Source organism: Acinetobacter sp. NIPH 1852 (assembly GCF_022549455.1).
Taxonomy (GTDB): domain Bacteria; phylum Pseudomonadota; class Gammaproteobacteria; order Pseudomonadales; family Moraxellaceae; genus Acinetobacter.
In genome coordinates this window covers 310,848-336,024 of the sequence record NZ_JAKZGG010000002.1, presented here as the reverse complement: position 1 = coordinate 336,024, position 25,177 = coordinate 310,848, and the positions used below count along the sequence as shown (strand labels likewise).

The window sequence follows — 25,177 nt, the reverse complement described above, 5'->3', positions numbered from 1 at the left end:
AAACTCAAGTAGTTTAAGCTGAGTTTTCTTATTTAATTTACAATTGGTTAGCTTCATTTTCATAGATTAACATAGTGCTAATCTAGTACAGCCCCTTAATTATAAACACTGCGAAGTACAGCAAAGGTTCGATATTTTAATATCGAACCTTTTTTGTTGCACACTGAGCCAGTTGCTCAACCAAATAGTCGATAAATACCCGTACTGCTGGCAATAACCCTCTACGTGAAGGGTAAACGGCATGGAAAATACCATGTGGCGCAGTCCACTCAGGCAATACTTTTACCAATTGACCAGATTGAACGAAGTCTTGTGCGATGCTATCAGGTAGCAAAGCAATACCACAGTTTTGACTGGCTAATTCAGCGAGCATGAGTAAGTTTGAACCCATAATGACAGGATTTACTTTGATTTTTTTCTGTACTTTATTTGGGTCGGTGAGTAAGAAATGTTGATCGAGATGATCTTCAGCCATACTGATAATACGATGATCGGTCAGTTGTTCTGGTGTGGTTAAATGTCCAAATTCATTTAGGTAGGCTTGGCTAGCAAAGAGGCGTTGCTCAATCGCTTCAAACTCTCGTAAAACCAAATTTGGATCATCATCTAATTTCGAGCGAACACGTAAGGCTACATCTACTCCCTCGTTGATGACATCAATGCGACGGTTACTCACCATCATTTGTACTCGCACCTCAGGATATTTCTTTAAAAAATTGGGTAAGATTTTAGTCATTTGATTTTGAGCAATATCAACTGGAACGCTGACTTTTATGACACCACGAGGTTCACTACTTAAATGATTCACCGCATCATGCGCTGCTTGAGCGGCATTCATCATCACTTGAGCATGTCGATAAACATCCATACCAATGTCTGTTACAGCAAAATGACGTGAACTGCGTTGGATGAGACGCACGCCTAATTGTTCTTCTAGGTTATAGACTCTACGGCTGAGTTTAGACTTTGGGATTTCTGTGGCGCGTTCCGCAGCACTAAAGCCCCCATGTTCAACGACAAGGGCAAAACAATAAAAATCATCTAAATCAGTTAACATTATTCAATTCCATTTCTGCAACATTCATTATTTTATAGATATATCGTTGCAAAAATAAGTGATGAGTAGAGGTTTTTTGTGAAGCATAAATTCTTTTATAATCTTTAAAATTTTTTGAAATAATCAATATGCCTTATCAACTGGTTGAAGTGTCTAGCGCTACAGCAAATGTTTGCTGCCCTCATTGTGATCATGCAGTATTAGATTGGGAGCAAGAACAGTATATTCAGCCTTGTGAACATACTTTGTTTATCGCTATGGATTTAGGCTTTGAGTATATAGCTGATCGTTTTGAAGCGGCATTGCCACTGTCTGTTGAGGAAATTCATGAAGATCCAAACATGAATGTTTTTCTCAGCGTCACACAAGCAAATTATACTGAAATGCAAATTTATAAAGCAGATTTAGGTGTGGAAGGTCTGTTTAGATATATTGGTTTTAATCAGAATTGAATTTAACTAAATAAAAAAGCCAATCATTTGATTGGCTTTCGTTTGTACAGCTTAGGCTTCAGGCGCCGCGCTGTGTTGTTCAACTAATGGTTTTAACTCACCATTTTGGAACATTTCAAGCATGATATCGCTACCACCAATAAGCTCGCCGTTTATCCATAATTGTGGAAAAGTAGGCCAGTTCGCAATTTGAGGTAAAGTTGCACGAATATCTTGATTTTCTAAGATATTTACATAGGCAAATGGACGACCAATTTGGCTAAGTGCTTCTACTGCACGAGCAGAAAAACCACATTGCGGGAATTGTGGAGTGCCTTTCATGTAAAGTAAAACAGGGTGTTTCGCAATTTGATCACGAATTAACGCTACTGTATCACGCGCTTGTTCCGTCATTAGATAGATCCTCAACTAAACTTCCGACATTATATACCTAAAAAAATCGCTTCGCGGGGGATTACTCAAGATTTTTCTTATATAAATGTGAGTTTACGCTTTCAATCTACGCAAGTTTTTGCTTATATAACTTTTTTCCCCACAACTAATGATAGATTGAGTTTGTTATGACTAATATTACTCTTGCGCCTGTGCAACCTGATCAACCATCACATATTATGGCAACCTATGGTCGCCAAGCGATCAGTTTTGTGCGAGGACGAGGGGCGTATTTATATACAGCAGATGGTACAGAGTATTTAGATGCTTTAACGGGCATTGCTGTATGTGGCTTAGGTCATGCACACCCAGTTATCGCAGCAGCAATTGCTGAGCAAGCAGCTACATTAGTGCATACCAGTAATCTATTTGAAATTCCTTGGCAGACAGCCGCAGCACAGAAACTTGCAGAGGTTTCTGGGATGGAGGAAATCTTTTTCTCAAATAGCGGTGCAGAATCAAATGAAGGAGCAATTAAAATTGCACGTAAATTTGGTGCACAACAAGGCATAGCCAATCCCAAAATTATCGTTGCTGAGCAATCGTTTCATGGTCGTACCTTAGCGACTTTATCTGCGACTGGAAATAAAAAGGTTCAAGAAGGCTTTGCGCCACTTGTTGAAGGTTTCGTCCGCGTTCCTTTTGGTGATGTCGAGGCAATCCAAGAAGCAGCTATTCATCATCCTGATATTGTTGCGATCTTAATTGAACCGATTCAAGGTGAGGGTGGTGTCAATACTGCGCCTCAAGGTTTTAGTTATTTGGAAGAAGTTCGCGCTCTTTGTAATCAGCATAACTGGTTAATGATGCTCGATGAAATTCAAACAGGGAATGGACGTACTGGTAAATACTTTGCTTATCAACACACCAATATTATTCCAGATGTAATGACCACAGCCAAAGGTTTAGGCAATGGTTTTCCTGTTGGTGCTGTGATGACGCAGGGCAAAGCTGTTGGGATATTGGGAGCTGGTAGTCATGGTTCGACTTATGGCGGTACTGTACTTGGCTCTCGTGTGGTCTACACCGTAATAGATACGATTCAACAAGAAAATGCGGTTGAAAATGCTGCAAATGTAGGTACATACATTGTTGAAAAGTTGCGTGAGCAATTGACAGAACAACACGTTCAAGTCCGTGGTTTTGGCATGATGATTGGGATTCAGTTACCCAAAGATTGTGCTGAGTTGGTTGCAATTGCGCGTGATCAATATAAATTAATCATCAATGTCACAGCAGGTTCAGTGGTTCGTTTGTTGCCGCCTTTAAACATGACTCCAGATCAAGCCGATGAGTTGCTCAAGCGCCTCGTTCCTATGATTCAAGATTTTTTGGCTGCATAACGGTAAACTAATCGAAATAAAAATGGGCAATTTTAGAAATTGCCCATTTTTTGTTAAGCATATAGACCCCCTCCTTTATGAAAGGAGGGTTGGGGAGGATTTTTAGCCAGAAATATATTGTTGAAGCTGTTCAATGAGAATACGTTGGTCATCCATCGCAGCTTTAACTAAGTCTCCAATAGAAATAAAACCTACAAGTTTTTCATTATCAAGCACAGGTAAATGGCGTAAATGGCGATCAGTCATCAATTGTAAGCATTCTTCTACGGTATTGTTTAGACTGACTGAAATAACCTTTGAGGTCATAATATCCGCAACAAGTGTGCTGTTTGAAGAGCGTTCCATCAATGCAATCTTACGGGTATAGTCACGTTCTGAAAAAATACCGATGACTTTTTCATCTTCAGCAACGACTAAAGCACCTACACCTTTGTCCGCCATAATTTTAATCGCTTCAAGTACAGTCGCATTTGGTGAGATTGTAAAAATTGATTGTACAGCTTTATTTTTTATGACTTGAGCAACGATTGTCATTGTTTATCCACCTGTGTTGTATTGTCATTTTCATTTAACTTAACGGTATTTTTTTTAATTGCAAAGCCCTAATTTAATTTCAATGATGACTTTTTAAGCATTTATAAGAATAAAGCCATCATTGAGTCGTTCTTGACTGCACTAAGCGGCAATAATTGGTTGCTGCGGCATAAAAAAGAAATGCTGCATTTGCTGAGTTGAAAGTTTAAATTTGCAATGAGACGAGTTAAAAAGGGCTGGTTCAACTTGTAAACGGGTAAGTAATGGAAGTAAGGATTCATGAAAATCCTTTGGTGTAATCTTACGAGGTGTGTAGTGTTTCCAGTTTGATCGTGCATAACGATGTGCTTGCACACCATTCAGCCAAAAAGGGAATACATGCCCATCCTGATCAGACGTGATCGCCCAACCATCGTGATAAAGTCCCCATAGAACGCCACAATACATCATGGTCTTGAGAATCGAGATTTTGATCATCAACTCTCGTGATACTGGCTGGAAATGATTGAACCTATACATATTATTAAACTAATATTATTTAAACTTATGTTTTATTATAAGAAATTTAGATGGCATTTATGTTTAAACTATTCATCAAAATCGTAAGCAAATATTCTTAAGCATTACAAAACGCCACCTGAGCAAGCCAAAGCGACTAAAGCTTTGGCGCAGTGCAAGATAAGCGAAGTGCGTAGGTTAAAAGCGATTGTAGCTTTGGTGCAGTGCAAGACAAACGAAGTGCGTAGGTTAAAAGTGACTAAAGCTTTGGTGCAGTGTAAGAAAAATGAAGTGCGGAATTTTATTTCTGATGATGCTTTTATTATAGGCATAAAAAAACGCCACCTGAGCAGATCAAAGCGATTAAAGCTTTGATGTAGCGCAAGGACGTTTTATTATGCTTGTAAGGTTGCCATCTTCTGCCAATATTGAGCTTTCAGGGAGTCACGTTCGACTCGGAAACCTTGGTAGTATAACTCTGCTAAAAATAATGCTGCTTTCCCGTGACCTGCTTGTGCAACTTGTTCAAGCTCTTTCACGGCATCTAGAAAGTTTTTTTGCGATTGGATAGTATTTACCGCATTTGCATAAACATGCTCTAGTTCATGTTGTGTAAAATGTTGAATCATATATAACTCCTTATTTTAATTATGATTACCGCATATTCTATTCAAAGCTATATTGCTCTGAATTTAAGCTAATTTAACATTGTATTGTGAAGTTATTATGACAAAATTAATGGAATTGTCAAACATTTAACTCGCTTTTACGTTCAATTGCTTTGTTTAAATAAAAGCTTACACGATTAAACACTGTGAACAAGTAATTTTAAGTAAAATCAAAGTGAAAATAAAAGAAAAGGAGAATAACATGTCAGCTATCATAGATGGTTTAAACTTTGATATTCCGCCATCAGAAAACCAAATTATTGCTCTGGCTCATTACCATCGTAAGTTGCTCGATGAGGCAGTATTTCATCAAGAAATCCATTTGGGTGACTATTGTCTTGCACAGCGTAAACGCGTTTATGATTTTGCAATTCGTTTGACGCCTGAGCAAAAAGATCGCTTTTATGAAATTTATAATGGAGAGTTGATGCGTATTGCTGACGATGATGAATTACATCCAGCGGATGCTGAGAATGGTGTAGGGATGTTTGCAATCTTTATTAGTTTGGCGATTATTGCACTGATTCTATACTTTGCTTTTGTTCGAACGCTAATGGGTTAGTGTTTTGCGATCTCCTTTAAGGGTTGCGTTATTGTTGGAAAAACAGCCTATAACGCAACCATCTATGAAAGATCGCTAAACTTGATGCTTGTTCTTAGTGAATCAGAGACATACACTACTTCATAACACTGAGGTAGGTTATGTTGTCTATCATTTCTAAATATAAAGTCTTGCAATCCCAGTTCGGATTTAAATTTGACCAATTTTACAATATTTTGGTTTGTCTCATTTTATTGTCTATTTTCCTGCTTGCGTATAGCGCGTTGCAGCGTCCGATTAATACATTTCAGTATCAGCAAATCATTCGACTTTCAGAACAAGCAAGCCATCCAAGAACTCAAAATATGGCTGAGAATGTATTGCAACAACATCAAGTTCGCCGTGTAGAGTATCTGAAACTTTTAAATGCCTATCAATTTGAATCAAATCGAATTAGACAATACCCAGCAATGGCCAAAGAAGATGAATAAGTTTTGGCTGATTGATTTTCATTAATAACTGAATGCTTGGGCTTGGTCAGAAAAAAATAGGATTTTATGCTAGACTGGCCATCTTCTAAAAAGCTGCTTTTTTCTCAAGGAATCGACATGCAACAGCAATCGAATATGCAAAATAAATTCTTGATAAATGCTGATATCGGCGATGATGATGTCACATTGCCGAGTTTACCTGCTGTCGATGTTCCAATTATTGAATCGAGTCCACTGCAGACTCAAGTTGAAGCTACTCCAGTTATTGAAATTTCGGAATCAACGTCAGAATCAGAGAACGATGGTCAACAAAAAGTAGGTGGTTTCTTTGGTCGAATGAAAGATGGTTTGACCAAAACTCGTCGCAGTTTTACGGATGGGATGGTCAATATTCTTATTGGTGGCAAAGAAATTGATGATGAGTTATTAGAAGAAGTTGAGGAACAATTACTTGTTGCTGATATCGGTGTTGATGCGACTAAAACAATTATTGCAAACCTGACTGAAAGAACTGCACGTGGTGATTTGATTTATTCAAATGCTTTGTATAAAGCTTTGCAAGAAGAGCTGGTCGCTTTACTTGCGCCACGTGTAAAACCGTTACATATCGATCCAAACAAATCCCCTTATGTGATTTTGATGGTTGGTGTAAATGGAGTGGGTAAAACCACAACGATTGGTAAGCTTGCAAAACGTTTACAGGGTGAAGGCAAAAAAGTCATGCTTGCGGCAGGCGATACCTTCCGAGCTGCGGCTACTGAGCAATTACAAATTTGGGGTGAGCGCAATGACATTCCTGTGGTTGCTCAAGGCAATGGTGCTGACAGCGCATCCGTAATTTTTGATGCTTTTGAAAGTGCACGAGCTAAAGGTATGGATGTCTTAATTGCGGATACAGCAGGTCGTTTGCAAAATAAATCGCACTTAATGGAAGAGCTTAAAAAAGTGAAACGTGTGATGCAAAAGATTGATGCGACTGCGCCACATGAAATCATGTTGATCGTAGATGCGGGCACGGGTCAAAATGCGATTAATCAAGTACAATTATTTGATGAAGCAGTAGGTTTGACGGGTATTACGATTACCAAGTTGGATGGTACAGCGAAAGGTGGTGTGTTATTCAATATCGCTAGCCGTACTCATGTGCCAATTCGTTATATCGGTGTGGGTGAGAAAATTGATGATCTACGTCCTTTCTCAGCGAAGTCATTTGTTGCTGCATTATTTGAAACAGATAAATAAGTTCTGATGATATTAGGAACTCCACTTTATGATGAGGTGGAGTTTTTTTTTGCTCTAGAAAAAGAGATATGTTGCGAAAATAGAACGATCTGTTATGTTTTTGGGGCTATGCCTAAAAAATGAAGCGTTATAAACTGACCTCAATCCAAGATAACTCCCTTTAGGTCATAGGTAGGAATAACAACATGAGTAACTTTTTAAATAGTATCAAAACACGTCGTACAATTTATGCAATTGGTAAAAACGTTTCAGTTGATCAAGCAACCATTGAAGAAACAATTCGTGAAGCAGTAAAACAAAGTCCATCTTCATTTAACTCACAAACCTCACGTGTTGTTACTCTATATGGTGAGTCTCATAGCAAATTTTGGGAAATCGTTCGTGAAACTTTGCGTAAAATGGTTCCTGCAGACGCATTTGCAAATACAAGTGCAAAAATTGATAGCTTTGCGGCTGGTTTTGGTACGGCATTGTTTTACGAAGATCAAGACGTTGTAAAAGGTTTACAAGAGCAGTTCGCGTTGTACGCAGATAATTTCCCAGTATGGTCTGAACATTCAAGTGCAATTGCTCAGTTCGCGACTTGGACGGCATTGGCTGAAATCGGTGTAGGTGCATCATTACAACACTACAATCCAATTGTAGATGCCGAAGTTGCTGAAACTTTTGATATTCCAGCAAATTGGAAATTACGCGCTCAGCTTGTATTTGGTTCAATTGAAGCTCCAGCAGGCGAAAAAACCTATATGGATGATGCAGTACGCTTTAAAACATTTAATTAAGTTTAAATCATTGTTAACAAAAAGAGCACTTAATGTGCTCTTTTTGTTGTAATAAGAAAAACAGCAAAATTCGCCAAAAGCAGTATGGTCTTTAGTATGAAAAATGGGTATATATCTTAATAAGTCGAATCCTGAGGATAGATCGTTCGGCTTATTGTCATAAAATAGTCACAATCTCGTAGCATAGTGCATACGATTTCATAAATAGTTTATATCGAGAAGAGTCTAATGTCTTTAAGAGTTGGTATTGCTGCTTTCGGGTTATTATTCAGTGGTTCAGTCTTTTCAGCGGTTACGATCACTGCACCTGAAGAAATTGTGATTCTGGCTGTAAATGGTCAAGAAGTGAATTCAGGATTACTTCCATCAAGTAAAAATAACTATCAAGTTGATGCTGGTGACTTAACTGTTAATGTTCGTTACCGTGAGTATTTTGAGCATTTAACTGGCGAGCATGACATTGTCAAATCTGGTGTGATTACGATCAAAGCTCAAAGCTTAAAGGATAATCAAAGCTATCGTTTAGCTCTGGTCAATGCACCAAAAGATTTTGAAGCTGCAAAAAAATATGCTGAACAGCCGACCGTTGCACTCTATGATCAAAATAAACAACTCGTCGTACAGCAAACGGGTGCAAATAATGAAGCGAAACCTTGGTTCTCGGGGAATAATTTATTAAGTCGTACTTTGGATTTGACCCAAAAAAATAAGAATAATACGGTAAATCAACCAGCACCAGTTACGGGTAAAACACAAGCAGCCATTGCTAGCGCACCAGTCGCTGTAACTACTGCTGCTACAGTTGGCGCAGTGAAAACGACAGATCAACAATTGGTTGAGCTATGGCAGCAAGCATCTAAAGCAGAACGTCAAAAGTTTATGGCTTGGTTGGCAGGTCAAAGCAACTAACTTATCCATTGTTTTATAAAACCGATGTTATCATCGGTTTTTTATTGAATGTCCGAATATAGAATAGAAATGTCTTTAAATATTAGAAAAGTAAAAAATGATGACTTAGAACAGCTTGTTGTATTAATTAATATCGCTTACCGAACCCAATCAAGTCGAAGTTGGACAACTGAAAAAGATTTTATTCGTGGGCAACGCATTACCCAACAGCAATTAAATCAGGCATTGGAACAATCTCGATTTGAATTGTTTGTTGCTGAAAATGAGCTTGGGCACATTATTGCCTGTATTGGCTTAACATTTGAACATGCCAGCGTTGAGGTCGGTACTTTTGCCATAGATCCGACGCTGCAAAACTTAGGATATGGGCGTGAGATGCTTCATTTCGTAGAGGAATACGTGGAGGAGTATTATCCTGCGGTTGCGAGTTTGATGATGTATGTATTGGATGTGCGCTCTGAACTTATTGCTTATTACCAGCGACGTGGATATCAAGTGACTGGGCGAAAGGAGTCTTATCCGCTAGAGGCGGGTGTCGGGCAACCCCTTGTACCAACGCAATTGATTGAAATGAGAAAATTGATAAGCAGAAATATATCGGTAAAATCTTAATGAATTGAGTGATCTTATTAAAAAAACAGTTTTGGTAATTTCGTTGTAATTACAAAGTGTTGATATTGCGATGTGGGTGAGATATTGATAAAACCTCAATGGGAATTTATATCGAAAAAAAAGGAAGTGAATCCACTTCCTCTTTTCATTTGATCTGTTGGGAGTTAATTACCGATCCAGATAAAGTAACCCAAAATCATTAATGGCCATGCGATATAAGGACTGAATAACCATTTCCACAACCAGAATCTTGGTATAAACCCAACGCCATGAATGAACCCACCTGAGATACCAATCATTACCAACATGAGTAAGCTATGATTATAGTGTCCGTTCGCATCGAGCATCAGTGATGGATGTACCAATAAAATAGCAGCAAGTGGCAATGCCAACAAAAACGAAACGGTCATTGCAAGTACTTGAGCTTTACTATTCTTCGGTGTTGCCATTGCTTTCGCCATTTTATTATTCCTCATCTAAATTTTGATGATGTTCGATATATAGTGCGCTGAGCACCCCTGCGAAACATGCCATCAAAATGCCTAGAATCCACGCAAAATACCACATTTCACATCTCCTCGATTAATACAAACTATGTGAGTTTTCTTCAATGTGTTTGTTGGTGATGACACCCCACATTTTGTAATAAGACCAAGAGGTATAAATCAAAATGAGAGGAACAAAAATACATGCAGCAACAGTCATCACACCGAGTGTTTTATGACTAGATACTGCATCCCACATGGTCAAGCTTGAAACAGGATCTATGTTTGATGGCAATAAGAATGGAAATAATGCAAAGCCCGCAGTTAAGATTGCACCGACAATCATTAAGCTCGTGCCAGTGAAACTCACAGCAGCTTTATGTTTGCTTGCACTGATGATCACCAATATTGCACCTAGAATTGCAGCAATAGGCGCGGCGATCGTCATTGGAAAAGTCGTATAGTTATTTAGCCAACCGTGATTGGCATTGGTCACGATTTCTTTTGCAAGTGGATTTAACGCAACGTTGGTATCAACCGCAGTAGCGTAGCTAAAACCTTCAATATTTCCAAAGCATAACCAAGCACCAGCTGCTAAGAAGCAAATAAGGAAGATAGTAGCCATGATTTGTGTCGCTTTAGCAGAGCGTTGATAGAGCGCTCCATCTGTTCGCAACATCAGCCATGCACCGCCATGAGCACAGAGCATTGTTAGGCTTACAACACCACAAATGAGCGCAAATGGGTTGAGCAGTGCAAAGAAGCTTCCCGTGTATTGCGAGCGTAACGTGTCATCCAAACCGAAAGGTAAGCCCAGAAATAGATTTCCAAATGCAACACCAAAGACAAGTGCAGGAACAGCGCCACCGATACACAGACCCCAATCCCAAGCGTTACGCCACTGGGTATTTTCTAGTTTGGAGCGATAGTCAAATCCGACAGGTCGTAAAAAAAGGGCAAAGAGGACCAGTAGTAGTGCCCAATACATACCAGAGAAGGCAACGGCATAGACCATTGGCCATGCCGCAAACAGTGCACCACCAGCTGTAATAAACCAAACTTGGTTACCATCCCAGTGCGGTGCGATTGTGTTAATTGCGGCGCGACGTTCAGAATCAGTTTTACCTACAAATGGCATGAGTGCCATTGAACCCATGTCAAAACCATCGGTGAGGGCAAAGCCGATCAATAAGACACCAACCAATACCCACCAAATAATTTTTAGTAATTCATATTCGATCATGGTTGAGCCTCCACTGTTTCTGCTTCTAGTCTTTCATAGTGATATTTACCAGTGTGCAAAGAGCTTGGGCCTAGACGCGCAAACTTGATCATTAGGTACATTTCAATAATAAGCAGTACGGTATAGAACGCCGCAAGCGCAATAATTGATCCCCACACATCGCCAGCACTGACACTTGAAGCAGATAAATGGGTTGGTAAAATCTCACCAATAGACCATGGTTGACGACCACCTTCAGCCACATACCAACCTGTTTGCGCTGCGATCCATGGGAGTGGGAGCGAGAATAACGCAAATTTGAGCAACCAAGGTTTGTCTTCGGCATTGCGTTTGGCAACAGCCCAAGTCGCTAAAAGGAAGAGTACGAGCATCAGGAAGCCAGACGCGACCATGGCACGGAAAGAGAAGAAAAGTGCGGCTACATTGGGAATGGTATCTTTGGTTGCAGCTTGAATGTGTGCTTCAGTCGCATCCACCACGTTTGGAGAATATTTCTTCAATAAAAGACCATAGCCTAAGTCTTTTTGATTTTTCTCAAATGATGCGAGTAACTCTGGAGAGCGATCACCCGCACGAAGTTTTTCTAACTCACTATATGCCACCATACCATTGCGAATACGGACTTCATGTTCTTTCATCAAATCATGTAAGCCAGTGACTTGTTTATCCGTTGATCGAGTTGCGATCAGCCCCATTGCATAAGGGATCTTAATCGCATAATCGGTACGCATTTCTTTTTGGTTGGGAATACCAAATAAGGTAAATGCAGCAGGTGCAGGTTCAGTGTGCCATTCTGCTTCAATTGCAGCGAGTTTGGTTTTTTGCACATCACCGAGTTCATAACCTGATTCATCACCCAGTAAAATGACAGATAATGTTGATGCTAAACCGAAGATTGCTGCAATCGCAAAAGAACGACGTGCAAAGGGCAAGTCACGTTTTTTTAACAAGTAATAGCTTGAGATTGCGAGAACAAAAATTGCACCTGTGACATAGCCAGCCGAAACGGTATGCACAAATTTGACTTGTGCCACAGGATTGAATATCAACGCACCGAAATCCACCAATTCCATTCGCATGGTTTCATAGTTAAATGCTGCACCGACTGGGTTTTGCATCCAAGCATTGGCAATTAGAATCCATAAAGCTGACATGTTTGAACCAATTGCGACCAGCCACGTTACACCTAAATGCTGAAATTTAGAGAGTCGATCCCAGCCAAAAAAGAACAAACCAATAAAGGTTGATTCAAGGAAGAATGCCATTAAGCCTTCAATTGCGAGGGGTGCACCGAAGATATCGCCAACATAGTGCGAGTAATAAGCCCAGTTGGTACCAAACTGAAATTCCATGGTTAAACCAGTGGTGACACCCAAAGCGAAGTTAATCCCAAAGAGTTTTCCCCAAAACTTGGTCATGTCTTTATAAATTTCTTTGCCTGAAATCACATAGGTGGTTTCCATGATGGCCAGAATAAATGCAAGACCTAAAGTCAGCGGAACGAAAAGAAAGTGATACATCGCAGTCATTGCAAACTGGAACCGCGAAAGATCGACCACGCTTTCAGAAATCATCAACGTGTCTCCTGAGTGTTAGATGGATTGCCTGTAATACGCTCGGCAACTTGATTGTTAAAATCTTTTGGAATCGTTGGTGCATCAAACCAAATGTGTTTAATGACCAAGAGAAGGATTACTTTAATAATAAGAATGATCGTGATTTCTCGAATTAATCGCCGATTTTGATCATTTGAAATTATGTTCATAGAACTGCATTTCATATTAAATGGGAGATTCTTTTATTATTAATTAAAATGCATTGAAAATAAAATTTATGAGGTTTTTATGAGTTTGTTTTCATTAATTATATTTTAAATCAATAATTTATATTTATTTTTATAATTAATTTTATTAACCAACTAAAATACTTTGTTTTCTGTATTTTAAATCCGACTAAATTGCTTATAATTAAAAAATATAAATCAAATTAAAATGGTTGGTTTTAATTTTATTTAATCTATTTTAAAGTTGATTGAAATGGTATGAATTAAATATATATAATATTTACATGCAGTTGCGAATCTATAGCTTAAAATAAAGAAGATTTAGATTAAATAGTCATTAGAACCAAGTATTTTAGTCTGGATTTGTTAATGTAAATGCAATTCATTTCGTTTTTTGTTTTTTGCTCAAACTTGAATTTTAAGCGAGTAGACGAGAGCATTATTTTTAAGTGACTTTATTGTAATTTTTTGTAAAAATACGATCTAAACTCGAACTTAATCTGGGGTGAAGAGTTTATTTGAAATCGATATTTTTTTTGCGAGATAATATGCATTGGATTTTTGGCTGATGAGGAGCACTTGGGATTGAAGTTCTAATTCACCATATTCTGGCTCAACTTGAACATAATAAAGTTGTCCGAATTCATCACGCACACGTGCTTGTGCAGAAAACCCTGGACGTGCATTCCCTGTGGAAATTGTGGCTAAACGGCCAACAAGATTGGCGTGGGTCTGATTGACTTTTGGCTTGATCACTTGGTCTAAGCAATGGATCATAAATACCGTAAAAAAAATGTCGATGATTAATGCTGGTATAAAGAGATAGTAAGGGGAAATGAAATAATGCTGAATAGCAAAGAAAGAAAGTTCGAGAAAATAACCCGCAAAACTAAAATTAATCAGTAAAAAAACAACGATTAGATATTTAGAAAATTTAACGTCTAATAACGGTGAGTTTAAAATCCATTCAGGTGTAAATTTTTTTACTAAAGAACTTGGTCGTAAACCAATCAGAATCCCAATCGTTTCTGCAATGCTGAGCAAAATTAAAGCAACCACGCTCATGTGAAATGGCATCAGGTAGTAATTAAAAAAAAACTCAGTCATCGCAGAATTCTAGCTTAGGTATCAATCAATGATATAAATACCACCATCGGAGTGGACTTCCAAGTTTACTTTTTCAAGGAAGTCACCCAGACATGGTCCAGAAATGCATTCGCCCGTTTCTACAGAAAACAATGCACCATGAGTAGAGCATTGAATATATTCACGATCTTGATCTAAAAACTGATTTTCTAAATACTCAAGCTCTGTTTGCAAATGCGGACAAACATTTTGATAGGCATAAAAGTTGCCATCTTTTTGAGTAACGAAAATGGTTGTTCCTTTTAAAGTATCGTATGCACGAGACTCACGTTCAGGGACTTCCTCAGTCATGCAAATCTTTTCCATGTTAAGCACATTCCTGTTGCGATGTTTTAAATTGCTCAAATAGTTTAGCGTAGTTATCGACAGCTAAACGAGGTCCAAATTGGGCAACAACTTCACTTGAAATTAAGATCGCGAGTTGAGCTGCGGCTTCTAAGCTTAAACCTGCATTGATTGCATATAAAAATGCACCTGCAAATGCATCACCAGCACCATTCGCATCTACGGCATCAACATGACGACCAGCGACATGGAACTGCTGTGCAGGATCGATAATCATTGCGCCGTTTGCACCTTGGGTAATAACGATATGTTGATTATTTGATTTTAGTACGTCAATTGCATCATTAAGATTTTCTGTATTGGTAAACATCAATGCTTCTTGTTCGTTACAGAACAATAAGTCAACACCATCATCCAATAGTTCTTCTAAGCCTTGACGTGCGTATTGCACCATTGCAGGATCGGAAAGCGATAGTGCGATTTTAACGCCATGTGCGTTTGCTATTTCTCGCGCTTGTTTTACTGCCTTGCGTGCAGTATCACTGGTCGATAAATAGCCTTCGATATATAGCCATTTCGCCGTTTTTAATGGTTCAAAGTCGATTTGTTTAGCCGTTAATTCAGCGGTAATGCCGAGATATGTGTGCATGGTACGTTCTGAATCAGGGCTAATCAGTACCATACAAGTACCTGTTACGCCTTCACTGATGGATTGTGTGGCTGTTTTGATGCCAGCGTCATTTAAACCTTTTAGGTAAATTGAGCCTAATTCATCATTCCCAACGCGACATCCATAAAAAGCTGTACCGCCTAATGCACTAAATGCAACCGTTGTATTGGCTGCTGAACCACCACTGGCTTGACCTTTATAAGTCTGTGTATCTTGTAATTGTTGGTATAACGCCGCTTGCGCATCACCATCAGCCAACTGCATCGTACCTTTTTGCAATGCTTGTTGTGTTAAAAACTCATTTGAAATCTTAAATTCTTGGTCAATGAGTGCATTTCCAATTGCAAAAAGATCAACAGTTGCCATGTTTGTCATCACAGTAAAAATCAAAAACTAAAGTTTACACCAATGCTCAGGATTACTGTAGTTTGTTGAAAAAAATTCAGGTGCGGTATTTTTTAGATAAATCAAGGATAAGACAAAGGGAGGTGTTGATGTCAGTTCGACTGCTCGCTGAATTTTTCTACAAATATAGAGTAATTTACATGGATATCCATAGGTATTCTTCGGTAGACTCTGTACTATCAATCGTCGTTATTTAAATAGATAAATTGGAGATCACATGACTGTAGATGTTTCTGAAAGCATTACTCAAACTATTCACCCTGCGTTTCAGCTATTACGTCAACACCATGTAGAAGCACTCGATATTCACGTTTCAGAATACAAACATAAAGTGACAGGTGCGGTTCATTACCATTTGGCAACAGAGCATGATGAAAATGTATTTTTGGTTGCTTTTAGAACACAACCCATGGATTCAAAAGGTGCGGCACATATTTTAGAGCATACTGCTTTGTGTGGCTCTGAAAAGTTTCCTGTACGTGACCCATTCTTTTTAATGATTCGCCGTTCACTCAATACCTTTATGAATGCGTTTACTGCCGCGGATTGGACTGCATATCCATTTGCGACTCAGAATAAAAAAGACTTTCAAAACCTATTGTCAGTGTATTTGGATGCTGCATTTGCCGCGAATTTAAATCCTTTAGACTTTGCTCAAGAAGGTATTCGTATAGAGCTTGAAAATGATCAAGCTGTTTATAAAGGCGTGGTCTTCAATGAAATGAAAGGGGCTATGAGTTCTCCTACAGATCAGCTTTATCATCAACTGGCACATCATTTATTTCCAAAGACCACTTATCACTACAACTCAGGTGGTGATCCGAAAGACATTCCAGATTTAAGTTACGAGCAGCTCGTTGATTTTTATAAAACGCATTATCATCCGAGTAATGCCGTATTTATGACTTTTGGCAATCAAACTGCTTATGACCTACAAGAGCAGTTTGAAAAATTAGCACTGCATAAGTTTTCTCAAGGAACGACCTTATATTCAACACCTGAGCAACGTTTAGCTGCACCAGTTGAGGTGACTGAAAGCTATGCGGTCGATAGTGAAGATTTAAAAGATAAAACCTATCATGTTATGTCATGGTTATTGCCTGAAACCAGTGATATCAAACTCCGTTTAGGTATGCGTTTGGTTGAAGGGATTTTATTAGAAAACTCAGCTTCTCCATTACGTCATTACTTAGAAACCTGTGGTTATGCTCAATCAACTGGCCCAATTATGGGTGTAGATGATAGTAATTTTGAAATGACCTTTTATTGTGGCATTCAAGGTTCAAATGCTGAACATGCTGATACCTTTAAAAATGGCGTATTAGATATTCTAAAAGATGTTGCATCTAAACCGATAGATACAGATTTGGTTGATGCCATTCTTCATCAAATTGAATTGCATCAACGTGAAATCAATGGCGATGGTACACCTTATGGCTTAAGTTTGATCTTGAATGGTTTGGGTTGTGCGATTCATCACACTGATCCAATTCATGTTTGGGATGTGGATGCAGCGATTGAACAAGTCAAAGAAGAGTTGAAAGACCCAATGTGGTTATCCAACTTGATTCAAACGCATTTGTTAGATAATCCTCATCGTGTCCAAATGACACTGGTGCCTGATGCAACTAAATCTGTAAAAGAGCAAGAGGCTGAACAAGCACGTTTAGCTGAAATCACTGCAAATCTAACAGATGCTCAGAAAATTGAAATTCAAGAGAAAACTGAAGCGCTGAAAAAACGCCAAGATACGCCTGATAACTTAGAATTGCTGCCAAAAGTTGGTTTGGAAGATGTGCCCGCTGATTTACAGATCGTGCAGGGCCAATTGCGTGAAATTATCATTAATCGTTCAGATATGCCATTGAATCTATATCATGCGGGGACGAACGGGATTTATTATCAACAGGTACTCATTCAAGTGCCTGATGAAATCGTACAGTCACCTTATTTCAACTTGCTCTCTATTTTGATGGGTGAAGTTGGTGCTGGCGAATACGATTATCTCGAGTTCCAACAAATCCAAACTGCGGTGAGTGGCGGCTTAGGCATGGGTGCATCTTTGCGCAGTAAGGTTGATGATAAAGATCGTATCAGCGCTTGGTTAACTTTAACCACCAAATCACTCACGCAAAAATTAGATACGATCCAGCTATTAAAGTTAGCTTTTGAAAAACTACGTTTCGATGAGAAAGATCGTATCATTGAGTTATTGCAGCAACGCAAAACACGTTGGCAATCACGCTTGTCTGGTTCTGGTCACAGTTATGCAATGCAAGCTGCTTCACGTCAAATGAGTGCTTTGGCACGCCGTGATTATCATAATACAGGATTAGGTGCGTTAAATTGGCTCAGTGATTTAGTGGCTAAAATTGATCAAGATGACACGGCTTATCAAGCGTTGATTGAAGAATTAAAAGCCATTCATCGCCAACTTTTACAAGCGCCTAAGCAGTTCTTATTGGTATGTGAAGAACATCAGTCTGATCGTTTGGTTGAAGAAATCCAAAATGTTTGGGATAAATTAGAAGTTGATCAGACCCCTGTAACTTTAACCCAAGTCGCACAGGTGAATACAAATACGGATGAAGCATGGTTGATTCAAACCAATGTCCAGTTCTGTGCATCAGCTTATCAAGCTGTAGATGTGGCACACCCTGATGCTGCACCCTTAATGGTCTTGGCAGCGTACCTACGTAATGGATTCCTGCATAGCGCAATCCGTGAAAAAGGTGGGGCATACGGTGGTGGGGCGAGCTACGATGGCAATGCTTGTTCATTCCGTTTCTACAGCTATAGGGATCCACGTTTAGTTGAAACTTTTAATGATTTTGAAGCAAGCGTACAATGGTTGTTCAATACGGAACAGCAATCATACCAACTCGAAGAAGCGATTTTAGGATTGGTTTCGAGTATGGATAAGCCAGGTTCACCTGCTGGTGAAGCGATTACGGCTTGTTATTCATGGTTGCATGCTCGGACACCTACATTCCGTAAATTGTTACGTGAACGTCTACTCAATGTAACTTTCGATGATTTACAACGTGTAGCGAAACAATATTTGCTTGAGCAAACACCAGTGAAAGCAGTCGTTGCCCCATTCGCTAAACGCGAAGAATTGCAAAAACTTGGTTTTGAGATTCAACAGGTCAATTAAAAAATAAAAACTGGAGATATGTATGGCGTTCAAATCTTTTGAGCGTCGTTATTTGGAGCTAGGTGTCCTTACGATACTTGGCTCTTTAACGACATCGTTGGCAAATGCTGAGGCGACAGCACCAGCAAGCCCTGCGTCAGCAGAAGCGTGTGTGGCATTGGCTTCAAATGCGGATCGCCTCGCTTGTTATGATCGTCTGTTCAAAGCGCCAACGATTATTCAGCCACCAACACCAGTCGCTGAGCCTATTCTTGCAGCAAGTCCAGTAATTGATGAACGTGCGAGTGAAGCCAGTCAACCGGAGTCATTAAGAGATAAAGTGGTTCAAAAAGTCAGTGACTTGCATATCTTAGGTGCTGCGCCAAAGTTTGACCCGACTGTTTCTTTATTGGATCGTCGTTGGGAGCTTTCTGAAGAAAGTAAATTAGGCGTTTGGAATATTCGTGCTTATCAACCTGTTTATTTGCTGCCCGTGTTTTGGACCAGTAATAAAAATGAGTTTCCGAATAGCCCAAATCCACAAAACACGGTGGAAGATAAACAGGACTTAACGTCGGCAGAGGCGAAGTTCCAGATCTCATTAAAGACCAAAGCTTGGGAAAATATTTTCGGCAACAATGGTGATCTTTGGGTTGGTTATACCCAATCTTCACGTTGGCAGGTTTATAACTCGGAAGAGTCTAGACCATTCCGGGAGACTAATTACGAGCCTGAAGCAAGCCTCATGTTTAGAACCAATTACAATGTGTTGGGTTTAAACGCACGCTTACTTGGTGTGACTTTAAATCATCAATCAAATGGTCGTTCTGATCCATTATCTCGTAGTTGGAATCGCGTGATTTTTAACTTCGGATTTGAAAAAGATAACTTTGCATTGATGCTACGTCCTTGGTACCGTGTCGAAGAAGATGCGAAAGACGATAATAATCCAGATATTAAGGATTATGTTGGTCGTGGTGATTTAACTGCTTTTTATCGACATAAGCAAAATGATTTTTCTTTGATGTTACGCCACTCACTCAAGGGTGGAGATCGTTCAAATGGCGCAGTGCAGTTTGACTGGGCTTTTCCGATCAAAGATAAACTGCGTGGACATTTCCAAATATTTGATGGTTATGGCGAGAGCTTGATTGATTATAATCATCGTGCAACTTATGTCGGGTTGGGTGTGTCTTTGATGAACTTGTATTAAGTTAATTTAAGTCCATAAAAAAGCAGATGAAATCATCTGCTTTTTTATTATCCAATTTGAATGTTGGCTGGAGGATGTTTTAAACGGCTCTTCTTCGGTGTTGCAATTAAATATGCGAGGGTCAGTGGCCCAAGCCGCCCTGTAAACATGAGTAAACACAGCATTAAAAGGCTACCGTCATGTAGTTCGCCTGTCACGCCTCTGGAAAGTCCTACAGTACACGCGGCAGATAAAACTTCAAACATCAGATCTAGAACATCTAACTCGGGTTCTAAGATGAGTATAGTAAAGCCACCTATAAAAATTAACATGCCTGTAATCGATGCCACAGCCAGTGCTTTATAAGTACTTTCATGCGAAATTGCGTGATTAAAGATGCGGATTTCGTCATTCCGCCTCAGGAAAGCGACAACACATAAAACCAAGATGACAAACGTTCCAACCTTGATACCGCCTGCGGTACTGAGAGAGCCACCACCAATGAACATCAATAACATGGTCAATAGTGTTGTGCTGTTATTCATCGCGCCTGTATCGAGCGTATTGAAGCCTGATGAACGCGGGACGGTGGCTTGAAACCATGAGTTGACGGCTTGCTCTCCCAAACTCATATGACCCAAAGTCATCGGGTTACGTGCTTCAAGTAACCAAATGGCGATAAAAGCAATAATATTAATAATGACGATTGTACTGATTACCAATTTACTGTTTGGACTGAGTTTGCGCCATTTTTTATTCTGTTTAATGTCCATCAATACCAAAAAGCCAATCCCGCCTAAGATATAGAGAATACTAATGGTGATACAAATGAAATAGTTGCCGTAAAAGTTAGTAAGACCGTTATCGAATAAAGAAAAACCAGCATTGTTAAAGGCCGATATACTATAAAAAATAGAGTAATAAATACCTTTGGGAATACCATAAAGTGGAATAAATGTCGTGGCCAATAATATCGCGCCAATCAATTCAAAGAAAAGCGTATACGCAACAACGCCTTTCGCAATAAACGTCACTTTAGATAAGCTAGTTTGCCCCAGACTTTCTTGGGCCATCATTTGTTGTCGCAATCCGACTTTGGGAGATAAACTAAGTGCCGCCAATATCGCAAAAGTCATAAACCCAAGCCCACCAGACTGGATCATGAGTAGAATAATCATTTGCCCAAAATGAGTATAGGACTCGCCAATATTGACAACAGATAACCCTGTAATGGTCACAGCGGAAGTTGCTGTAAAAAACGCATCCATCCAAGAAACTTGTCCTGTATGTGCGAAAGGAAGTTTGAGTAGAATCGTCCCAATCACAATAAAGCTTAAGAAACCAATCGCAAGCAAGGAGGGAGGACTCAGATTAAAAATCTTTTGTGCCTTAGTATTCGTTGTCATATTATTGGAAGCACTCGGACAATTTTTTTAAGTTGGGTAATAATCCCTCCAGAATAAGTACATCACCTCTATGCAAGGTAAAATTACAATCTGTCTCATAAAAAATTTCATTATTGCGTTTGACCAATAAAAGTTTGACATGAGGCGCGAGCTGCATCAGTCCTGATAAGTTAATGCCATGCAATTTATCGATTATTGGAACTTTAATAATAAAGTGATCATCATCCAATGCCATATAGCGGCTCACCATTGGGTAGTTAAGTGCTTGTGCGACACGTACCCCCATATCTTCTTCAGGGTGGATGATTTTGTTGATATTGAGATGGGATAGAATTGTATGATGCGCTTTGGTTTTTGCTTTCACCCAAATTTTATCAATACCTAAATTTTTTAGACTCAACACACAAAGTATACTGGCTTCAATATCTTCACCGATTGCCACCACGACAGCATCACAGTTTTGTACGTTTAGTTCATCAAGGACGTGCTCGTCAGTTGCATCTGCGATAACGGCATGCGTAATTTGGTTGGCTAGATTCTCGACATTACGCTTTTGGGTATCGATACCAATAACATCATGATTTAGTTTTGTAAGCTCTAGCGCAACTGTTGCACCAAAACTACCTAAGCCAATGATTGCAAACTGTGCCATGTGTACCCCTGAACCAAAGATCAAAAAATATTTTTATTCATTTTATTGAGAATTGACGGGATCGTGTGTAACTTTTTTTTAGGAAAAACAGTCTTCGAGACGCAGAAAACGATTGAGTTCTGTCATTAGAACTCAATCCTCCTCGTTATGTTCACTTTATTTTAAGAAACGTTTATATCCAATGTTGTCGCTGATCTCTGCATATGGATAGGTGATCTGCTCCAATGTTTCAATCAAACCATCTGGATTTTGCTTCGCATCGGTTGCCTGTAACCCCACAAGAACGCGACCTTCCGCAGCGCCGTGATTACGATAGTGGAACAGGGTAATATTGTGTGTTGGACCTAAACGCTCTAAGAAGGTGAGTAGAGCGCCCGGACGTTCGGGGAATTCGACACGGAATAAACGTTCATTTTCGAGATTTGCATGTCCACCGATCAGATAACGAATATGTAGTTTCGCGACTTCATCATCAGACAAATCATCGACTTCATATTGTTGTTTGAGCAATTCATGAATCTCATGGCGTTCGATTTCACCGCCTTTTAAGCTAATCCCAACAAATACCTGAGCTAGACCGCTATTGCTGGCACGATAGTTAAATTCAGTAATATTACGGCCTTGTAAGGCACGGCAGAATTGTAAAAATGCGCCTTTTTGTTCAGGAATCGTCACTGCATAAATGGCTTCTTTACGCTCACCTAATTCGGTGCGCTCAGCAATATAACGTAGACGGTCAAAATTCATGTTGGCACCACATACAATCGATACCATATTTTTATCGGTCAATTGATGTTGAGCCACGTATTTCTTAATGCCTGCCAATGCCATAGCACCAGAGGGTTCAACGATACTACGGTTTTCATCATAGGTATCTTTGATCGCTGCACAGATTTCATCTGTATCGACAGTCACTACATCGGGTTCAACAATCGGTCCTGAGTTGTCAGATTTACGTAGTTTAACCATTTCAAAAGGCAACTCACCAATCTGTGCAACGGCAGTGCCATCTGCAAATAAACCGACATGCGGTAAAATCACACGTTCATTTGATTCCAGTGCAGCTTTCAAACAAGCCGATTCTTCGTATTCGACTCCAATCACTTTGACGTGTGGTGCGACTTCACCGAGGTAAGCAGCAACGCCGGCAATTAAACCACCACCACCAACAGCAACAAACACATATTCAACATCACGCCATTGACGAAGTAATTCATTGGCAATGGTGCCTTGTCCCGCAATAACGAGTTCATCATCATAGGGTGGAATAAAAACTAGACCTTCAGTTTCAGCACGTTGTTTTGCGTATTTATTGGCAATATCAAAGCTATCGCCATGTAGAACAACTTGACCACCTAAGTTTCTAACGGCTTGGACTTTAATATCTGGTGTGGTAATTGGCATCACAATAATAGCTGGAATGCCGAGTTTTTTACCCGACAAAGCAACGCCTTGGGCATGGTTACCAGCAGAAGCGCAGATTACGCCTCGATCTAATTGATCTTTTGGGAGTTGGCTAATGCGGTTATACGCACCGCGGAGTTTAAACGAGAAAACAGGTTGTAAATCTTCGCGTTTAAAGCGAATGTTATTATTGATTTTTTGACTAATTCGGGGAGCTGCTTCAAGCGGTGTTTCAATCGCAACATCGTAAACCGTTGCTTGTAAAATTTGTCGTACCACACGAGACAGCATGTTCATCTTCCCTATAACAGTTTAAAATAGGGAGTCATTGTAGCAAACCCCTGTACATTTGCGCTGTTTTCTTGAAGCAAATGTCAAAATAGTTGAGTGAAGTCATGAGTCTATATGCAACCCAAGATGAAAAAAAACAAGCAGCAGCAAAAGCCGCTTTAAAACATTTACCTAAAGGCGGCATTTTAGGCGTAGGAACGGGAAGTACGGTTAATTTCCTTATCGATTTGCTGCCTGAGCTGCAACTTGAAGCGGCGGTTGCAAGTTCCAATGCAACAGCGGAGCGATTAAAAAAACTCGGTATCGAAGTTGTTGATATGAACTCTGTTGGTGGCTTAGATGCTTATGTTGATGGTGCAGATGAAATTGACCGTCACATGCATATGATCAAAGGTGGTGGTGCTGCATTGACGCGTGAAAAAATTGTTGCCTCAATTGCAAAGAAATTTGTGTGTATTGTCGATGACTCTAAATGGGTGGATCAATTGGGACGTGATTTCCCATTGCCGATCGAAGTTATTCCAATGGCACGTTCGGCGGTCGCTCGTAAAATCGTCGCTTTAGGCGGTGATCCTGCTTATCGTGAAGGTGTTGTGACGGACAATGGAAACGTGATTTTGGATGTATTTAATCTCAATATCTTAAATGCCATTGATTTAGAAAAAACCATTAATAACATTCCAGGTGTCGTAACAAATGGTATTTTTGCTTTAAATGCAGCAAGTATCGCAATCGTTGCAACTGATCATGGTATTGAAGAACGTACCGCACAATAATGCCATCAGTTTCATTGGAAGCGTTATTACCTGAAGTTAAAGTTGTTCGACATGCAAGGGCGAGAAATTTGCGCTTGCGTGTTGAGCCAACGGGTATACGTCTCACTGTTCCTCCGTTTTGTACTAAAATTCAAATTCAACAATTTTTGAAACAGTCAGAACAATGGCTAGTCGACACTTGGTCAAAACAGCAGCAACAATTAGATCAAGGGCGTGATTTTCCCGAAGCGTTATGTTTGTTTTTCCATTCACAACCCTTTCATATTATTCAGCAACAGCAGCGCTATATTTTTAAGTTCGATTGGGAGCAACACCAATTATTTATACGGAATCAACAACCTGAAGCTGCTTTACAAGCGGCTGTATTGGCTTACGCAAAACAATTTTTACCTGAATATTTAAATCAAGTCAGCCGAGAAATTGGCTTGCCTTACCAAGCATGTGCAGTCCGAAAACCAAAAACACGATGGGGAAGTTGCAGTTCAAAACATGACATCATGTTAAATGCAGCGTTGGTGTTGATGCCTAAATCTAACGTGCGAGCAGTATGTGTACACGAATTAGCGCATACCAAACATTTCGATCATAGTGCCGCATTTTGGAATGAGGTGGCTAAACATGATCACAACTATCTAGAGCATCGCAGGCAGTTAAAGCAGATACAGCTACCGCATTGGTATTATAAAAAGATTTAAGTTACTGATTGAAGATTAACCATTAAAGAAACGGCTGCATTGAACAG

At 39.6% G+C, this 25,177-nt stretch carries 28 protein-coding genes; 12 read left to right on the top strand and 16 right to left on the bottom strand.

The window, feature by feature from the left end; genetic code table 11:
• Positions 1 to 136: 136 nt before the first annotated feature.
• On the bottom strand, positions 137 to 1,057 hold the full coding sequence (locus tag MMO38_RS03240; RefSeq protein WP_241322521.1) for a LysR family transcriptional regulator: 921 nt from the start codon (positions 1,055 to 1,057) through the stop codon (positions 137 to 139).
• A gap of 128 nt (positions 1,058 to 1,185) precedes the next feature.
• Between MMO38_RS03240 and MMO38_RS03235 the strand changes: the two genes are divergently transcribed.
• Positions 1,186 to 1,509 (top strand): hypothetical protein, encoded by a 324-nt coding sequence (locus MMO38_RS03235; RefSeq protein WP_241322520.1) that lies wholly within the window; start codon positions 1,186 to 1,188, stop codon positions 1,507 to 1,509.
• A 51-nt stretch (positions 1,510 to 1,560) separates the two neighbouring features.
• On the opposite strand, the gene grxD is transcribed toward MMO38_RS03235, so the two are convergent.
• Complete coding sequence (gene grxD, locus MMO38_RS03230) at positions 1,561 to 1,902, bottom strand: Grx4 family monothiol glutaredoxin (RefSeq protein WP_004671348.1); 342 nt, start codon at positions 1,900 to 1,902, stop codon at positions 1,561 to 1,563.
• Between the two features lie 167 nt (positions 1,903 to 2,069).
• Here grxD and MMO38_RS03225 point away from each other — a divergent pair, with 167 nt between their 5' ends.
• Positions 2,070 to 3,284: an aspartate aminotransferase family protein gene (locus MMO38_RS03225; protein WP_241322519.1), complete on the top strand. Its 1,215-nt coding sequence runs from the start codon at positions 2,070 to 2,072 to the stop codon at positions 3,282 to 3,284.
• Positions 3,285 to 3,386: 102 nt separating this feature from the next.
• On the opposite strand, the gene MMO38_RS03220 is transcribed toward MMO38_RS03225, so the two are convergent.
• From MMO38_RS03220 to MMO38_RS03210, 3 genes are all read right to left on the bottom strand, one after another.
• Entirely contained in the window at positions 3,387 to 3,818 is a 432-nt protein-coding gene (locus MMO38_RS03220) for a CBS domain-containing protein (RefSeq protein WP_121930240.1), read from the bottom strand.
• Between the two features lie 141 nt (positions 3,819 to 3,959).
• Complete coding sequence (locus MMO38_RS03215; protein ID WP_034595035.1) at positions 3,960 to 4,337, bottom strand: DUF2750 domain-containing protein; 378 nt, start codon at positions 4,335 to 4,337, stop codon at positions 3,960 to 3,962.
• Positions 4,338 to 4,711: 374 nt separating this feature from the next.
• Positions 4,712 to 4,945, bottom strand: a complete 234-nt coding sequence (locus tag MMO38_RS03210) for a hypothetical protein (RefSeq protein WP_004671340.1) — start codon at positions 4,943 to 4,945, stop codon at positions 4,712 to 4,714.
• Positions 4,946 to 5,186: 241 nt separating this feature from the next.
• On the opposite strand from MMO38_RS03210, the gene MMO38_RS03205 reads away from it, so the two are divergent.
• The 6 genes from MMO38_RS03205 to MMO38_RS03180 all read left to right on the top strand — a co-directional run bounded on the left by MMO38_RS03205 (position 5,187) and on the right by MMO38_RS03180 (position 9,561).
• Positions 5,187 to 5,546 (top strand): hypothetical protein, encoded by a 360-nt coding sequence (locus MMO38_RS03205; protein ID WP_241322518.1) that lies wholly within the window; start codon positions 5,187 to 5,189, stop codon positions 5,544 to 5,546.
• 140 nt (positions 5,547 to 5,686) lie between these two features.
• On the top strand, positions 5,687 to 6,016 hold the full coding sequence (locus MMO38_RS03200; RefSeq protein ID WP_241322517.1) for a hypothetical protein: 330 nt from the start codon (positions 5,687 to 5,689) through the stop codon (positions 6,014 to 6,016).
• A 117-nt stretch (positions 6,017 to 6,133) separates the two neighbouring features.
• Positions 6,134 to 7,258 carry a signal recognition particle-docking protein FtsY gene (gene ftsY, locus MMO38_RS03195; protein WP_241322516.1) on the top strand — a complete coding sequence of 375 codons (1,125 nt, stop codon included), beginning with the start codon at positions 6,134 to 6,136 and terminating at the stop codon, positions 7,256 to 7,258.
• A 185-nt stretch (positions 7,259 to 7,443) separates the two neighbouring features.
• Positions 7,444 to 8,040 (top strand): nitroreductase family protein, encoded by a 597-nt coding sequence (locus MMO38_RS03190; RefSeq protein WP_121930236.1) that lies wholly within the window; start codon positions 7,444 to 7,446, stop codon positions 8,038 to 8,040.
• A 228-nt stretch (positions 8,041 to 8,268) separates the two neighbouring features.
• Entirely contained in the window at positions 8,269 to 8,949 is a 681-nt protein-coding gene (locus tag MMO38_RS03185; protein ID WP_241322515.1) for a DUF2057 family protein, read from the top strand.
• A gap of 69 nt (positions 8,950 to 9,018) precedes the next feature.
• Positions 9,019 to 9,561: a GNAT family N-acetyltransferase gene (locus tag MMO38_RS03180; protein ID WP_241322514.1), complete on the top strand. Its 543-nt coding sequence runs from the start codon at positions 9,019 to 9,021 to the stop codon at positions 9,559 to 9,561.
• A 164-nt stretch (positions 9,562 to 9,725) separates the two neighbouring features.
• On the opposite strand, the gene MMO38_RS03175 is transcribed toward MMO38_RS03180, so the two are convergent.
• From MMO38_RS03175 to MMO38_RS03140, 8 genes are all read right to left on the bottom strand, one after another.
• The gene (locus MMO38_RS03175; RefSeq protein ID WP_241322513.1) at positions 9,726 to 10,022 is read right to left on the bottom strand and encodes a cyd operon YbgE family protein; all 297 of its coding nucleotides are present in this window, start codon (positions 10,020 to 10,022) and stop codon (positions 9,726 to 9,728) included.
• A 4-nt stretch (positions 10,023 to 10,026) separates the two neighbouring features.
• Complete coding sequence (gene cydX / locus MMO38_RS03170; protein ID WP_000270276.1) at positions 10,027 to 10,128, bottom strand: cytochrome bd-I oxidase subunit CydX; 102 nt, start codon at positions 10,126 to 10,128, stop codon at positions 10,027 to 10,029.
• Positions 10,129 to 10,143: 15 nt separating this feature from the next.
• Positions 10,144 to 11,289: a cytochrome d ubiquinol oxidase subunit II gene (cydB, locus tag MMO38_RS03165; RefSeq protein ID WP_241322512.1), complete on the bottom strand. Its 1,146-nt coding sequence runs from the start codon at positions 11,287 to 11,289 to the stop codon at positions 10,144 to 10,146.
• Positions 11,286 to 12,863, bottom strand: coding sequence for a cytochrome ubiquinol oxidase subunit I (locus tag MMO38_RS03160; protein WP_241322511.1), 1,578 nt, complete (start codon positions 12,861 to 12,863; stop codon positions 11,286 to 11,288). The genes cydB and MMO38_RS03160 overlap by 4 nt, the downstream gene beginning before the upstream one ends.
• Complete coding sequence (gene cydP / locus MMO38_RS03155) at positions 12,863 to 13,054, bottom strand: cytochrome oxidase putative small subunit CydP (RefSeq protein ID WP_241322510.1); 192 nt, start codon at positions 13,052 to 13,054, stop codon at positions 12,863 to 12,865. The genes MMO38_RS03160 and cydP overlap by 1 nt, the downstream gene beginning before the upstream one ends.
• Positions 13,055 to 13,567: 513 nt before the next feature.
• Positions 13,568 to 14,179: an OB-fold-containig protein gene (locus tag MMO38_RS03150; protein WP_004671317.1), complete on the bottom strand. Its 612-nt coding sequence runs from the start codon at positions 14,177 to 14,179 to the stop codon at positions 13,568 to 13,570.
• 21 nt (positions 14,180 to 14,200) lie between these two features.
• Positions 14,201 to 14,509: a Rieske (2Fe-2S) protein gene (locus MMO38_RS03145; protein ID WP_121930323.1), complete on the bottom strand. Its 309-nt coding sequence runs from the start codon at positions 14,507 to 14,509 to the stop codon at positions 14,201 to 14,203.
• A 16-nt stretch (positions 14,510 to 14,525) separates the two neighbouring features.
• Positions 14,526 to 15,539, bottom strand: coding sequence for an adenosine kinase (locus MMO38_RS03140; protein ID WP_241322509.1), 1,014 nt, complete (start codon positions 15,537 to 15,539; stop codon positions 14,526 to 14,528).
• A gap of 256 nt (positions 15,540 to 15,795) precedes the next feature.
• Here MMO38_RS03140 and MMO38_RS03135 point away from each other — a divergent pair, with 256 nt between their 5' ends.
• Both MMO38_RS03135 and MMO38_RS03130 read left to right on the top strand, forming a co-directional pair.
• A complete protein-coding gene (locus MMO38_RS03135) occupies positions 15,796 to 18,735 on the top strand; it encodes an insulinase family protein (RefSeq protein ID WP_241322508.1) in 2,940 nt (979 codons plus the stop codon).
• Positions 18,736 to 18,757: 22 nt separating this feature from the next.
• Complete coding sequence (locus MMO38_RS03130; RefSeq protein ID WP_241322507.1) at positions 18,758 to 19,927, top strand: phospholipase A; 1,170 nt, start codon at positions 18,758 to 18,760, stop codon at positions 19,925 to 19,927.
• Positions 19,928 to 19,974: 47 nt separating this feature from the next.
• Here the strand turns inward: MMO38_RS03130 and MMO38_RS03125 are convergent, their stop codons facing one another.
• The 3 genes from MMO38_RS03125 to ilvA form a co-directional block, all read right to left on the bottom strand.
• Entirely contained in the window at positions 19,975 to 21,312 is a 1,338-nt protein-coding gene (locus tag MMO38_RS03125) for a TrkH family potassium uptake protein (protein WP_241322506.1), read from the bottom strand.
• A gap of 1 nt (position 21,313) precedes the next feature.
• On the bottom strand, positions 21,314 to 21,964 hold the full coding sequence (locus tag MMO38_RS03120; protein ID WP_241322505.1) for a TrkA family potassium uptake protein: 651 nt from the start codon (positions 21,962 to 21,964) through the stop codon (positions 21,314 to 21,316).
• Positions 21,965 to 22,120: 156 nt separating this feature from the next.
• Complete coding sequence (gene ilvA, locus MMO38_RS03115; RefSeq protein ID WP_171065228.1) at positions 22,121 to 23,665, bottom strand: threonine ammonia-lyase, biosynthetic; 1,545 nt, start codon at positions 23,663 to 23,665, stop codon at positions 22,121 to 22,123.
• Between the two features lie 98 nt (positions 23,666 to 23,763).
• Here ilvA and rpiA point away from each other — a divergent pair, with 98 nt between their 5' ends.
• Together rpiA and MMO38_RS03105 are read left to right on the top strand one after the other, a co-directional pair.
• Positions 23,764 to 24,435 carry a ribose-5-phosphate isomerase RpiA gene (gene rpiA, locus MMO38_RS03110; RefSeq protein WP_121930224.1) on the top strand — a complete coding sequence of 224 codons (672 nt, stop codon included), beginning with the start codon at positions 23,764 to 23,766 and terminating at the stop codon, positions 24,433 to 24,435.
• Positions 24,435 to 25,130: a SprT family zinc-dependent metalloprotease gene (locus MMO38_RS03105; protein WP_241322504.1), complete on the top strand. Its 696-nt coding sequence runs from the start codon at positions 24,435 to 24,437 to the stop codon at positions 25,128 to 25,130. Before rpiA ends, MMO38_RS03105 begins: the two co-directional genes overlap by 1 nt.
• Positions 25,131 to 25,177: the final 47 nt, after the last annotated feature.